Here is a 13,141-nt window from a genome sequence, read left to right on the forward strand (position 1 = left end):
GGTCAGCGACCGGCTCGACGTGGCCGGCGCGGCGACAGTGACCACACGCTAACGACCGCCCCCGACAGAACCGGCAGGCGCTTGTCGACGCGGTCGCGTGCGATCACCGTCCCGGCCAGCCCAGCGCGTCGTCGCGCAACACCGCGTGCGCCCCGACGGTCTGGTTGACGATCTGGGTCACCCGTACGTCGACCGCGACGCTGGCCAGCGCCACCGCGTCCGCGCGGCTGAGCCCGTGCAGTCGCCGCATCAGGGTCAGCATCGAGTCCAGTGCCGTGAACGTGGCGTCGTCGAGGGACGCGCCGACGCCCAACGTCAGCCACGCGTCCGCGGTACGCGCCACCGGTCCGGTGAGCGGAAAGTCGTCCCGAACGTCGAAGGTCAGCGTCACCTCGTCCATCGGGCACTCGATCGCGGTCCCCCCGATCTCACCGTCGCCCTGTGCGGCGTGCCCGTCCCCGACCGAGAACAGCGCCCCGTCCACCGGGATCGGCAGCAGGAGGGTGCTGCCGGCGGTGAGGTCCTTGCAATCCAGGTTTCCGCCCCAGGGCCGGGGTGGGATGGTCGAGTGTCGTCCCGGCTCGGCCGGCGGCATGCCGAGCACCCCCATGAAGGGACGCAGGGCGACCGTGTGCCCGTGCTGGTTGCGCCCGACCATCGTCACCGGGTCCAGCTCCCAGGCGTGCACCACCGGTTGCTCCGATACGCCGTAGCGCTGGTTGAACGTGCTCGGCCAACCGCCGGCCACAGTGGTGCCCCAGGCGGCCGGCACGACCGTGTCGATGCGTACCGCGAGGGTTTGGCCAGCGCGTGCGCCGCGGACCGCGACCGGACCGACCAGCGCGTGTCCGTGGTCGGGGCGGTGCTGCGCGACCCGGGGGCGGTCCCGGTTGGGTCCGCCGGGGTACGGGCCGGCTGACCACCAGCAGTCCAGGGTGCGGTAGCTGACCGTGTCGCCGGGATCGATGGTGAGCACCGGCGGGACGTCGGGGGAGAAGTGGCCGTGCAGGGTGTCGTCCCCGGGCGTGAGGGTGTGTCGCATGGGTGCAGGTTAGTGGCCCCGACCGGCGCGACGCGGTGCGCGGCGGGTGCCGGGCGCACCCGCCGCGCACGTCACGTTCCGGCGGTGTCAGCCGGACGTGCAGGAGCGGATCTGTGGACGGGCCCCGCTGTTGCCGTTGGTCATCGTGGTGAAGCCGAAGGTGTTGCCGCTGCCGTTGGACCGCATGGTCATGACGGTGCCGCTGCTGTCCCAGGTGGCGGTGCCGTTCCAGATGGTGGAGACCCGCTGCGGTGCGGTCAGGACCACCACCACCGTCCACGTGCTGGCGCCGCTGACCGTCACCGACGTGTTGTACCGGTCGCCCCAGACGTTGGTGGTCGTCGCCGTCGCGGTGCAGCTACCGGTGGGCGGTGGGGTGGTGCCGCCATCGGTCGGCGGGGTCGTGCCGTCCGGGGCGACGGCGCGGCCGGTGGACGGCGAGATCATGCCGGGGCACAGGTTGCGGCTGGTCAGGTTGGCCATGATCTGGGGGATGGCGTCGCGGGTGTTCTGGATCCCGTCGTGCATGAGGATGACCTGCCCGGCTTGCAGGCGGCTCGCGTTGGCCACGATCTGGCTGACGCTGGCCCCGTTCCAGTCCTGCGAGTCCACGTCCCAGAGCACCTGGCGCATGCCGAGCGAGGACGCGACGGACTGGAGCGTGGAGTTGGTCTCGCCGTACGGAGGCCGGAACAGCACCGGTCGGCTGCCGGTCGCCGACTGGATCGCCGAACTGGTCTGGGACAGGTCCGACTGCATCTGCGACTGGCTCATCGAGGTCATGTGGGCGTGGTTCCAACTGTGGTTGGCGACCCACATGCCGGCGGAGACCTGCGCCTGCGCCGCCGAGCGGTTGTTCTGGACGTTCTGCCCGACGTTGAACATGGTGGCCCGTACGCCGTTGCTGCGCAGCACGTTCAGCAGCGCGCTGGTGCTGCCGGTCGGGCCGTCGTCGAAGGTGAGGCCGACGTACCCGTTGCAGGTGGCGGCGCTGGACGCGGTCGAGGTGGCCGCGAGGACGACACCGCACATCGCGACGGCGGTGGCGAGGACGGCGAGCGCCGCGCGCAACCGCCTCGACCACAGGGCCGTGCGGGGGAAGAGCCTGCTCATCTGGTGCCCCTTCGCGCAGGCCCGGCCGCGCCCCGGTGCGTGGGCAGCACGGTCCGGACGGGTGTGGATGAGTGGGGAGGTCATGTCGACCGACGTCGACGCATTGACCTCAATGGATCGAAGTATTACAGCGGGAATTCCAGCGCGTCAACAACTTCCGGAACGACCCCGGAACACGTCGGCGACCGTTGCGAGTCATCAATACGTCGCTGTGCTGCACGTCTGCCTGGCGGCGGACTTCCGTGTCGAGGGCTGGATCATGACGGTCGTTCGATCTGTCGCGACATGATCCGGAAAGCTGCCGGAAATACCGGGGTCGATGGGGCATGGCGACGGCCGTCGCGCCGGAGGGCTGTGGTGGTGGGTGTCCCGGGAAACAGTTAAGACTGTGAACAGAAGATGTTACAGTCATCCCCGTCGATTTCCGCCTGGATTTCGGTCATTGGGTTCCCAGGAAGGAGTGATCACATGACGAGACTGCGCGCGCTGGCCGCGCTGGCGGCACTGATCGTCGCCGGCGCGTTGGTCGCGGTCATCCCGCCCACCGCCGCGTCGGCGGCGGCCTGCTCAGCATCGTGGCAGGCCTCTGCCGTCTACTGGGCAGACGCCCAGGTGTCACACAACGGCCGCAACTACCGGGCGAAATGGTGGACCCAGAACGAGGCGCCGCCCGGGACGACAGGCGTCTGGGAGGATCTTGGAGCGTGCGGGGGAGGTGCCACGCCGCCCACCGGAGGCACCTGCAACCATCCGAACTGGGTCGCCGGAACCTGGTACACCGCCGGAGCGATCGTGCGGTACACCAACGGTCTCTACTACGTCGCCGAGCACGACAATCCGGGGTACGACCCCGTCGTGAGCACCTGGTACTGGGAGCCGTACACCTGTGGTGGCCAGCCACCGACCACCTCGCCGCCCACCAACCCGGGAGGCTTCGTGGTCACCGAGGCCCAGTTCAACCAGATGTTCCCGGGTCGGAACTCCTTCTACACCTACTCCGGGCTCGTCGCCGCGCTCAGCGCCTACCCGGCGTTCGCGAAGAGCGGCAGCGCCACCGTGCAACGTCAGGAGGCCGCCGCCTTCCTGGCGAACGTGTACCACGAGACCGGTGGGCTCGTGCACATCGTCGAGCAGAACACCGCGAACTACCCGCACTACTGCGACCCCGGTCAGCCCTACGGCTGCCCGGCGGGGCAGGCCGCCTACTATGGACGCGGGCCGATCCAGCTCAGCTGGAACTTCAACTACAACGCCGCCGGGAACGCCCTCAACCTGCCGCTGCTGACCAACCCGTGGCTGGTGCAGACCGACGCCGCGGTGGCCTGGAAGACCGGGATCTGGTACTGGATGACGCAGAACGGGCCGGGCACCATGACCGCCCACAGCGCGATGGTCACCGGCGCCGGGTTCGGCCAGACGATCCGCAGCATCAACGGCTCGATCGAGTGCAACGGCGGTAACCCCGCCCAGGTGCAGAGCCGCGTCACCAGATACCAGCAGTTCGTCGGCATCATCGGCGTGTCGGCCGGGGCCAACCTCTACTGCTGATCCGCGCGGCCGGGCCTCGACGTACGCCGCTGCGTATGTCGAGGCCCGGTGCACGTCGCTCCGGGCGACCCGTTGACACGGCCGCGGTGCGACCGGAACTATCAGCGGACAGCTCACCGCTCCGACTCTCGTTGATCGCCAACCGGCATGACAACGATGTCAGAGCCTGACCAGCGCCACCGCACGCTCCACACTGCCCCGACCTCGACGTACTCGACCCGGTTCGAGTCGAAAGGCACCGTCCCCCATGTCACACAGCCCTCCCGCACGTTCCCTGTCTCCCCGCCTGGTCGCCGCGACGACAGCCGTCCTGCTGCCGCTGGGCCTTCTCGTGGCCGCGCCCCTGGCCAACGCCGCCCCCACCGCGCCGACCCCCGGCGACTTCAGCTCCTCGTTCGAGACCGCCGACCCGCAACCCGCCACCAGCACTGTGGAGGTCGGCGGGAACGGCAAGCCGGTCCAGGCCAACCTGAGCGGCACCGTCACCACCCTGCCCGGCAGCCTGCTCGGTCAGGTCGACGCGGTGACCGCGAGCGACGAGTACCAGCCGCGAGAGATCGCCGCGAACCTCGCCGACGACGACTCGTCGACCAAGTGGCTCGTCTTCCAGCCGACCGGCTGGGTGACCTACCGGTTCGCGAAGCCGGTCACTGTCACGCGCTACTCGCTGACCTCGGCCAACGACGCGGCGACCCGCGACCCCAAGGACTTCGTCGTGCAGGGGTCTGCTGACGGCGACACGTGGACCGACCTGGACAAGCGCGCCGGCGAGACGTTCGGCGGCCGGTTCACCACCAACAGGTACAGCTTCACCAACACGAACGCCTACGCCTACTACCGGCTGAACGTCACCGCGAACTCCGGCGACACCCTGCTGCAGCTCGCCGACTGGAACGTCAGCGACGGCTCGGACGTCCGTCCGCCGGCCACCCCGATGGTCAGCGAGGCCACCGCCGGGCCGAACGGCGGCTACACCACCAAGCCGGACGTCGGGTTCACCGGGCTCGCCGCGCTGCGCTACTCCGGCGGCGCCGAGGGCGACGGCCGCTCGTACGCCACCAACAAGCTGTTCGACGTCAACGTCCCGGTGGGGCCGAAGACCCGACTGTCGTACAAGATCTTCCCGGAGTTCACCACCGGCAACGCCCGGTACCCGTCCACCTACGCCGCCGTCGACCTGCACTTCACCGACGGCAGCTACCTGAGTGGACGCTCGCCCGTCGACCAGCACGGCTACCCGCTCACCGCCGCCGGGCAGGGCGCGTCGAAGGTGCTCTTCGCCGACCAGTGGAACCTGGTGCAGGCCGACCTCGGCACTGTCGCCCGCGGCAAGACGATCGACCGCATCCTGCTCGCGTACGACAACCCGCAGGCCACCGGGGACACCCAGTTCCAGGGCTGGCTCGACGACATCGAACTGACGGCCGAACCGGCGTCGATCGACGGCACGAAGCTGACCAACTACGTCGACACCCGACGCGGCACCAACTCCACCGGCGGCTTCTCGCGCGGCAACAACCTGCCGATCACCGCCGTGCCGAACGGGTTCAACTTCTTCACCCCGGTCACCGACGCGACCTCCGACTCGTGGGAGTACGAGTACCACCGGATCAACAACGAGGCCAACCTGCCCATGTTGCAGGGCCTCGCGATCTCCCACGAGCCGAGCCCGTGGATGGGTGACCGCAACCAGATGTCGGTGATGCCGGTCGTCGGCGGCGGACCGCTGACCGGTCAGCCGGCCAGCCGGGCGCTCGCCTTCAGTCACGACGACGAGATCGCGCAGCCGGACCTCTACCGGGTCACGCTGCAGAACGGCCTCGTCGCGGAGATGTCGCCGACCGACCACGCCGGGATCATGCGGTTCACCTTCCCGACCGGGCAGACGACCGGAAGTCTCGTCTTCTACAACGGCACGTTCACCATCGGCACGGACGGCACCTTCACCGGCTGGGTGGACAACGGCAGTGGCCTGTCCGCCGGACGTAGCCGCATGTTCGTGGCGGGCTCGTTCGACCGGGCGCCGACGGCCTCCGCCGCGACCTCGGCCACCTTCGACGTCTCCACCACCCGGGAGGTGACGATGCGCCTCGCGACGTCGTTCCTCTCCGTCGACCAGGCGCGCCGCAACCTCGACCTGGAAGTGACCGGCAAGAGCTTCGACCAGGTCCACAGCGCCGCGACCGCGGTGTGGAAGGACCGGCTCGGCCGGATCGAGGTGCGTGGCGCGACCGAATCGCAGCTGGTCTCCATGTACTCCAACCTGTACCGGCTGAACCTCTACCCGAACTCGCAGTCGGAGAACACCGGCACCGCCGCCGCACCGCGCTGGCAGTACGCGAGCCCCGTCTCCGCGCCCACCGGCGCGTCGACCCCCACGCAGACCGGCGCGAAGATCGTCGACGGGCAGATCTACGTCAACAACGGCTTCTGGGACACCTACCGCACCGTGTGGCCCGCCTACGCGCTGCTGTACCCGGACGTCGCCGCGAAGATCTCCGACGGGTTCGTCCAGCACTACCGCGACGGCGGCTGGATCGCCCGCTGGTCGTCGCCCGGCTACGCCGACCTGATGACCGGCACCAGCGCCAACGTGGCCCTGGCCCAGGCATACCTCACCGGGGTCAAGCTGCCCGACCCGCTCGCGGCGTACGACGCGGCGGTGAAGGACGCGACCGTCGCGTCCGGGCGCAGCGCGGTCGGCCGCAAGGGCATCGAGACCTCCCTGTTCCTCGGCTACACGCCCACCTCCACGGGCGAGTCGGTGTCGTGGGCGCTGGAGGGCTTCATCAACGACTACGGCATCGGCAACATGGGCGCGGCGCTCGCCAAGGACCCGGCCACGCCGAAGTCGGAGCGTGCCCGGCTCAAGGAGGAGTCGCGCTACTTCCTGGAGCGGGCCCGCAACTACGTCCACCTGTTCGACCCGAAGACGAAGCTCTTCCAGGGTCGCGACGCCGCCGGCAACTTCCTCGCCGGCGACCCGCTGGACTGGGGTGGCGTCTACACCGAGACCAACGGGTGGAACTTCGCCTTCACCGCCCAGCAGGACGGGCAGGGCCTCGCCAACCTGTACGGCGGGCAGAAGGCGCTGCGGGACAAGCTCGACACGTTCTTCTCCACCCCGGAGAACGCCGACCGCCCCGGTGGGTACGGCGGCATCATCCACGAGATGGTCGAGGCGCGCGCGGTGCGGATGGGTCAGCTCGGCATGAGCAACCAGCCGTCGCACCACATCCCGTACATGTACAACTTCGCCGGCGCGCCGGCGAAGACGCAGGCGGCGGTACGGGAGATCCTGCGACGCCTCTACGTCGGCAGTGAGATCGGCCAGGGCTACCTGGGCGACGAGGACAACGGCGAGATGTCGTCGTGGTACATCCTCAGCTCGCTGGGCATCTACCCGCTGCAGGCCGGCTCGTCCGAGTGGACCATCGGGTCACCGCAGTTCACCAGGATGACAGTGCGTCGCCCCAGTGGCGACATCGTCGTCAACGCGCCGGCCAACAGCACGCGCAACATCTACGTGCAGGACGTCAAGGTCAACGGCAAGAAGCAACGCGGCCTGTCCCTGGACGTGACCGCGCTCGCCAAGGGCGGCACCATCGACTTCCAGATGGGCCCCAACCCGTCGTCCTGGGGCAGCGGCAAGAAGGACGCACCGCCGTCGCTGACCAAGGGCGACGACGCGCCGAAGCCGTTGCAGGACACCACCGGCCCCGGTCTGGGCACCGCTACCGCGACCGGCGGTCAGGACGCGGCGAAGCTGTTCGACGACTCGTCGACCACGCAGCTGACCTTCACCTCGGCGACTCCGCAGATCACCTGGACCAACCGTGGTGGCAAGCAGAAGCCGACGTACTACACCGTGACGTCCGGGGCCAGTGCCGGTGACCCGGCGGACTGGCGTCTGCAGGGCTCCAACGACGGCATCACCTGGACCACACTGGACACCCGCAAGGACCAGGCGTTCCGGTGGCGCAACCAGACCCGCCCGTACCCGATCGACAAGCCGGGTCGGTTCGCGCAGTTCCGGCTCGCCGTGACGAAGACCGTCGGCGCCGCGCAGACCAACCTCGCCGAGGTCGAGCTGCTCGCCGGTGGGGACCTGGCCATCGGCGGTGGCGACATCACGGTGACCCCCGCGGGCAGCGTGCACGCCACCTCCGGCGTACCCGTCTCGGTGCCGCTGGCATCCGTCACCGGCGGCACCGCCGACGGCTACCGGGCCACGATCGACTGGGGCGACGGCACTCCGGTCACCGAGGGCACCCTGACGCTCAGCTCGCGGGCCGTCTACCGCGTCGGTGGATCGCACACCTACGCCACGCCCGGCTACCACCAGGCCAACGTCACGGTGACCGACGGCGAGAGTCAGAGTTCCGCGACGGTCGGCGTCGAGGTGGCGTACGCCCCGACGTCCGGCCTCACCGCCGCCTTCGACACCGTCTGCGTCGGTGACGAGGGGGTCCTCGCGGCGGACTGCGACGCCAAGTCGTGGGCGTACTCGCGGGCCGCCCTGACGGCGGGCGGCGCGGTCCAGGGCCAGCGGCAGCAGGTGCCCGGAACGGCACTGCAGTTCACCCTGCCGGTGATCCCGCCCGGGCAGCCGGACAACGCCACCGGCAACGGCGCGACTGTCGTGCTCGACCTACCGGCCGACGCCCGCACCATCTCGTTCATCGGCGCCGGAACGCAGGGCAACCAGAGCACCACCGGCACCGCGACGTTCAGCGACGGCAGCACGGCCAGCATCCCGATCCAGTTCAGCGACTGGACGCTGGGCGGCGACGCCAACGGCACCCCGTCCTACGGCAACATCATCGTCGCCAGGACGGCGTACCGACTGCACGGCACCAGCCGGGACGGCGCCCAGCCGTTCCTGTTCGCCACCGCGCCGTACCAGATCCCGGCGGGCAAGACGCTGGTGTCGGTGACCCTGCCGACGCAGACCGGCGACCCCCGCTCGGCGGGCCGGATCCACGTGTTCGCCGTCGCCAACGACGGCACCCCGGCCCCCGCGCTGACCACCGACGCACCGAAGGACCAGACGGCGAAGGCTGGACAGGCCCTGGCGGCGAACCTCGGTTCGGTGAACGGCGGGGTTCCCGGTACGACGGGTTACCGCGCCCGGGTCCAGTGGGGTGACGGCACGGCTCCGGACGACGTCACCATCGACGGGTCCGGTGCGATGAGCGGGCAGCACACCTATACCCGGGAGGGCGCCTACACGGTGCACGTCACCGCCTGGGACACGCAGTCCAGCAGCACCGAGGCGTTCACCGTGACCGTGGGGAGGGGTGGATCGCAGCCGGCGATCGCGCTCTCCGCGGCGGGCAGCGTCACCACCGGCGGTGCGATCACCGTCGACGGCAGCGGGTTCGCCGCCGGCGAGCAGGTGACCGTCAGCGTCGGCACCGACCCGGCCCGGACCACGAAGATCACGGCCTCCGCGAAGGGAACGGTCCGAGTTTCGGTTCCGACGTCCGACGACGCGCAGCCCGGCCGGTACGCGGTCACCGCGACCGGCGCGTCCTCCCGTACGCCGGCCACGGCCACCGTCCAGGTGACCGAGCAGGAACTGACGCGGACCTACCAGCCGAGGGTGGCGCTGTTGACGGCCTCGGGGCCGCGCGCAACGGCGATCACTGTCGACGGCTCCGGGTTCGTGCCGAACGAGGTGGTCACGATCGCCTTCGGCAACGGTGTCGCGCTCAGCACCGTGCGCGCGAACGGTGACGGTGTCATCTCCGGTACGACGGTGAGCGTGCCCGGATCGGCCAAGGCCGGGCCGACGAGCGTCACGCTGACCGGTGCGACGTCGGCGACGAAGGTGTCCCGACCGTTCACGGTCACCGGCTAGAACGGATTCGACGCGTAGGGCGGGCCGTGCTCACGGCCCGCCCTACGCCATTCGACCTCACGGGTTCGCTGGGACAGTCCGCGTCTCGATGCCGTACGGCCACGGCGCTCCTCGGGGTCAGTCGGGCAGCTCCCAGATGAACACGAGTCCTGCGGGCGTCGCCTGGAACGAGTGAAGAGTCCAGCCGTTCTCCGTGCCCTCGTCCAGGACGGGCTGAATCATCTCCTCGGCGATCCTGTCTTCATCCTTGGCGGTGAGCACAGCCTTGATGATCCTGTTCTGCGCCTTGTAACGGGCCATCGCTGCCTCCGTGAATCGTGGGAACGCCGCCGGAGTCAAGCATGCTTGACTCCGGCGGCTAAGGTCAAGCGTGCTTGACGCGACAACGCAGAGGGAGGGCCGTGGAAGCCTGCGACGTGACCACGAAATATCGGGACTCCAACCGGGCTGCTGTCCGGCTGGCGCTGTGGACGCTGGCCTGGGTGGTCAGCCTTGCCGCAGCCAGATTCGGCCCTGAATTGCTGCGGGAGGCGCAGAGGTCGCCAATGGCGAGCTGGATCCTGGTCGGAGTCAACGCTCTTGTCGGTGCCGCCTGGATCGTCGCTTTCGCGAGCTTTCTCCGAGCAATTGATGATCTCTGGCGCAAGGTCATGCAGGATTCGCTGGCGGTCACCCTCGGGGTGGGCTGGGTCGTCGGCTTCGCCTATGTCGCAGCCGACGCCGCCAGGCTCATCACCCACGACCTCAACATCGCACTCTTTCCTCTGCTCTTGGGGGTCGTCTACGTCGTCACGTCCGTCATCGGCTGGATCAGGTACCGATGAAGAACCGGATCGCCGCCCTCCGAGCCGAACAGGCGTGGACGCAAGCTGACCTGGCTCAGCGCGTTGGCGTCTCACGACAGTCGATCAACGCGATCGAGACCGGGAAGTTCGACCCGAGCCTGCCCGTCGCGTTCCGTCTGGCCAGGCTCTTCGGTCTGCCGATCGAACAGATATTTGTCGACGAGTCGACCGACACGCAGATGCCCTAGCCCAGGCGACCATCGCGGCCCGTGACACAGAGCCCGCCGAACAGCGGTGTGGCGATGGCTCAGGCCACCCGGGGCGGGCCCAGTCGGAGGTGCCAGCGCGACCCACGGCCGGTCAGCCGGACGATCGCCAACGGCTCCACGTCCACCTGCCGGTACGTCGCCAGGGGCAGGTCCAGGGCGTGCACGACCGCGACCCGGATCACCAGCGGGTGGGCGACTGCGGTGATCCGCTGGTGAGCGCCTCGTTGCCGGTCCAGCCAGCGACCGACGCGGTCCCGCAGGGCGGCGACGGATTGACCGCCGTGCGGTGCGGACTCCGGTTCGGACATCCATTCGTGCAGCGCCTGCGGTTGCTCGACGGCGATCTCCTCGATCGACCGCCCGGTCCAGTCGCCGTAGTCGCAGTCCGCCAACGCCGCCTCGATGGTGGGCAGCAACCCGAGCGCGTCGGCGGTCTGGGTGGCCGCCGCCGCCGGACTGGACAGGCAGGCGCGGTCCACGCCGAGGTGCCCACGTCGGTCCGGTCGATCCTGGGCCAGGGCGAGGGCGGCCCGCCGGCCGCCCTCGTCCAGGCCGTCGTCAGGCCCGCCGAAGCGGGCCTGACGCAGGGCGGTGGTGTGCGCGTGGGCGACCAGCCGGAGGCTGGTCGCGGTCACGTGCTCGGAAGTGCTGCGGCGGTCCGACGACGCCGGTCGTGGTGCATCAGGGCGCCGAACAGCAGACCGATCCCGGTCCAGAGCACCACCTGGGTGCCGAGGGAGGCCAGCCGGAAGTCCCACAGCAATGTCGCGGGGAAATCGGCGGGAACTTCCTGGAACGACGGAAGCACCACGTAGGACACCACGGTGACCAGCAGGAATCCGCCGACGGCCGCGGCGGCGCGCTGCCACAGCGGGGCCTGGGCGCCGACCGACCGGTAACCCAGCGAGCCCGCCCACACGGCGACCAGACCGAGCACCACCATCAGCAGGTAGGTGACGGTGCGTTGGTCGATGGTGGCCGGGTCGCCGACCGCCGGCGGGTTCGCCGGGTACTTGAGGAACGGCACGATCACCGCGCCGAGCAGCGCCGCGCCGGCCAGCAACAGGGCCGACCGTCCGTCGTCGTAGCTGCGCCGTCGGCGTGACAGCAGGACGTACGCGGTGGCCAGCAGACCGCCCATCGCGGCACCGAACAGGCCGGTGGCCAGGAACAGGCCGCTGCGCTGCCCGTTGCGGCTGACCAGGGCGTCCTCGTGGTCGTGCGCGCCCGCGACGGGCTCGGTGTGCGCCGACGCCGCCTCCTCGATGGCGATGGCCGCCTCGACGTGCGGTTCGCCCGCGACATAGGCGAACGTCCCGGCGAGCAGCCCGGCGATCAGGCCGGCGAGCAGCCCGCGGACGAGGACGGTGACGAACGGGGGAGCGGTGCTGGCGTTCAGTGGCACGGAACACCCAGCAGGTGCCGGCCGTCGTGCATCAGCTCGTGCAGGTACATGCCATTGCGCGACACCGCACCCTGGTCGAAGGCGACGAGGTAGGCCAGCAGGGCGAGCGCGACGACGGTCGCCGTCACCGTCCACAACAGACGAGTGGTGCCAGCGGGGGTCACCAACGGCCGGCTGGACGTGGAACTGGACATGTGATCACAGACCTCCCCGGGGATGACGCGTCCCCATCGCAAGGCTGCGGACGACCGAGCGTCCTGGCTCGCGGCCCCTCGTCATGGGGGAACCGCTCACAGTGGCGCGACCGCGCCGGAATCACACCGGCTTCCCTCGCGTCGCCGCAGATAGTGGGTCGACGGTATCGGCGCCGCCTCAGGCGGTCAACCCGGCCACGGGCGCGGACGCGCCACCGGCCGACGCACAGGGGTTGGCGTCGGTACCGGCGGATCCGACACGGCGAAGGTGTACGCGGTCATCCGCGAGGGTGGCTGCGGAGTTTCGCCGCCGAGCCGAACACGACGGCGAAGCTCTCCGGCCTGGTGACCGAGGTGAGCGGTGGCCCCTGGACAGCGGCGGACCTGCGGCCGGCCGTCGAGCACGCGCTCGACGTGTTCGGGCCGGGCCGGCTGATGTTCGGCTCGGACTGGCGGTGTGTCTGCTCGCCACCTCGTACACCCGCTGGGTGCGGGTCCTCGGCGATCTGCTGGACCCACTGGCCGACGACGAGCGTGCGGCGATCTGGCGGCGGACAGCCTGCCGGGAGTACCGGCTTACGGCGTCGTGATCCGGCAGCGGCTCGCGGGCTGTGCCGTCGGCAGGTCTCGGCGAGACGGCCGTGCCCGCGACCGCCTCCGGGCATAGGATGTTATCGATAACATGCTCGCGTTGATCCACCGGAAGGTGCGAGGTGCGCATGGTCGTTGGGGCCGGACTCGCCGATCCGGTGTGGACCGTCGCTGGCCGATTGTCCGCCGGTCGCACGTCGGGCGGTCGGGTCCGTGCCACTCGGCCGCAGTTGTGCCGTTGTGATCAGACCTATGCGTCGGGCGGCGCTGGTAACGATGACAAAACATGGTTGTAAGACCTTGGCAACGCGCATTGGCGCATGGCATGGTA

Annotated in this window: 11 protein-coding genes and 1 riboswitch; of the genes, 5 read left to right on the forward strand and 6 right to left on the reverse strand. The window is 69.8% G+C overall.

Annotated features, from left to right (window positions below):
• Positions 1 to 103: 103 nt before the first annotated feature.
• Together O7614_RS15040 and O7614_RS15045 are read right to left on the reverse strand one after the other, a co-directional pair.
• Entirely contained in the window at positions 104 to 1,042 is a 939-nt protein-coding gene (locus O7614_RS15040; RefSeq protein WP_278139079.1) for an acetamidase/formamidase family protein, read from the reverse strand.
• Positions 1,043 to 1,129: 87 nt separating this feature from the next.
• Positions 1,130 to 2,155 carry a polysaccharide deacetylase family protein gene (locus tag O7614_RS15045; RefSeq protein WP_278139080.1) on the reverse strand — a complete coding sequence of 342 codons (1,026 nt, stop codon included), beginning with the start codon at positions 2,153 to 2,155 and terminating at the stop codon, positions 1,130 to 1,132.
• 468 nt (positions 2,156 to 2,623) lie between these two features.
• Here O7614_RS15045 and O7614_RS15050 point away from each other — a divergent pair, with 468 nt between their 5' ends.
• On the forward strand, positions 2,624 to 3,703 hold the full coding sequence (locus O7614_RS15050; RefSeq protein WP_278139081.1) for a glycoside hydrolase family 19 protein: 1,080 nt from the start codon (positions 2,624 to 2,626) through the stop codon (positions 3,701 to 3,703).
• A 247-nt stretch (positions 3,704 to 3,950) separates the two neighbouring features.
• Positions 3,951 to 9,566, forward strand: coding sequence for a GH92 family glycosyl hydrolase (locus O7614_RS15055; protein ID WP_278139082.1), 5,616 nt, complete (start codon positions 3,951 to 3,953; stop codon positions 9,564 to 9,566).
• 117 nt (positions 9,567 to 9,683) lie between these two features.
• Here O7614_RS15055 and O7614_RS15060 read toward each other — a convergent pair whose 3' ends face one another.
• Complete coding sequence (locus O7614_RS15060; protein WP_278139083.1) at positions 9,684 to 9,866, reverse strand: hypothetical protein; 183 nt, start codon at positions 9,864 to 9,866, stop codon at positions 9,684 to 9,686.
• A 116-nt stretch (positions 9,867 to 9,982) separates the two neighbouring features.
• Between O7614_RS15060 and O7614_RS32225 the strand changes: the two genes are divergently transcribed.
• Together O7614_RS32225 and O7614_RS32230 are read left to right on the forward strand one after the other, a co-directional pair.
• On the forward strand, positions 9,983 to 10,390 hold the full coding sequence (locus O7614_RS32225; protein WP_347404352.1) for a hypothetical protein: 408 nt from the start codon (positions 9,983 to 9,985) through the stop codon (positions 10,388 to 10,390).
• Positions 10,387 to 10,599, forward strand: a complete 213-nt coding sequence (locus O7614_RS32230) for a helix-turn-helix transcriptional regulator (protein ID WP_347404353.1) — start codon at positions 10,387 to 10,389, stop codon at positions 10,597 to 10,599. The genes O7614_RS32225 and O7614_RS32230 overlap by 4 nt, the downstream gene beginning before the upstream one ends.
• Positions 10,600 to 10,658: 59 nt before the next feature.
• On the opposite strand, the gene O7614_RS15070 is transcribed toward O7614_RS32230, so the two are convergent.
• From O7614_RS15070 to O7614_RS15080, 3 genes are read right to left on the reverse strand one after another with little or no spacing between them, the layout of a single operon-like run.
• Positions 10,659 to 11,255, reverse strand: a complete 597-nt coding sequence (locus O7614_RS15070) for a histidine phosphatase family protein (protein WP_278139084.1) — start codon at positions 11,253 to 11,255, stop codon at positions 10,659 to 10,661.
• A complete protein-coding gene (locus tag O7614_RS15075) occupies positions 11,252 to 12,025 on the reverse strand; it encodes a CbtA family protein (protein ID WP_278139085.1) in 774 nt (257 codons plus the stop codon). Before O7614_RS15075 ends, O7614_RS15070 begins: the two co-directional genes overlap by 4 nt.
• Complete coding sequence (locus O7614_RS15080; RefSeq protein WP_278139086.1) at positions 12,016 to 12,219, reverse strand: CbtB-domain containing protein; 204 nt, start codon at positions 12,217 to 12,219, stop codon at positions 12,016 to 12,018. The genes O7614_RS15075 and O7614_RS15080 overlap by 10 nt, the downstream gene beginning before the upstream one ends.
• Before the next feature lie 34 nt (positions 12,220 to 12,253).
• Positions 12,254 to 12,406, reverse strand: a riboswitch (cobalamin riboswitch).
• A gap of 268 nt (positions 12,407 to 12,674) precedes the next feature.
• Here O7614_RS15080 and O7614_RS15085 point away from each other — a divergent pair.
• Positions 12,675 to 12,809: a hypothetical protein gene (locus tag O7614_RS15085; protein ID WP_278142456.1), complete on the forward strand. Its 135-nt coding sequence runs from the start codon at positions 12,675 to 12,677 to the stop codon at positions 12,807 to 12,809.
• Positions 12,810 to 13,141: the final 332 nt, after the last annotated feature.

The sequence above is a fragment of the Micromonospora sp. WMMD961 genome, assembly GCF_029626145.1.
Taxonomy (GTDB): Bacteria; Actinomycetota; Actinomycetes; order Mycobacteriales; family Micromonosporaceae; genus Micromonospora.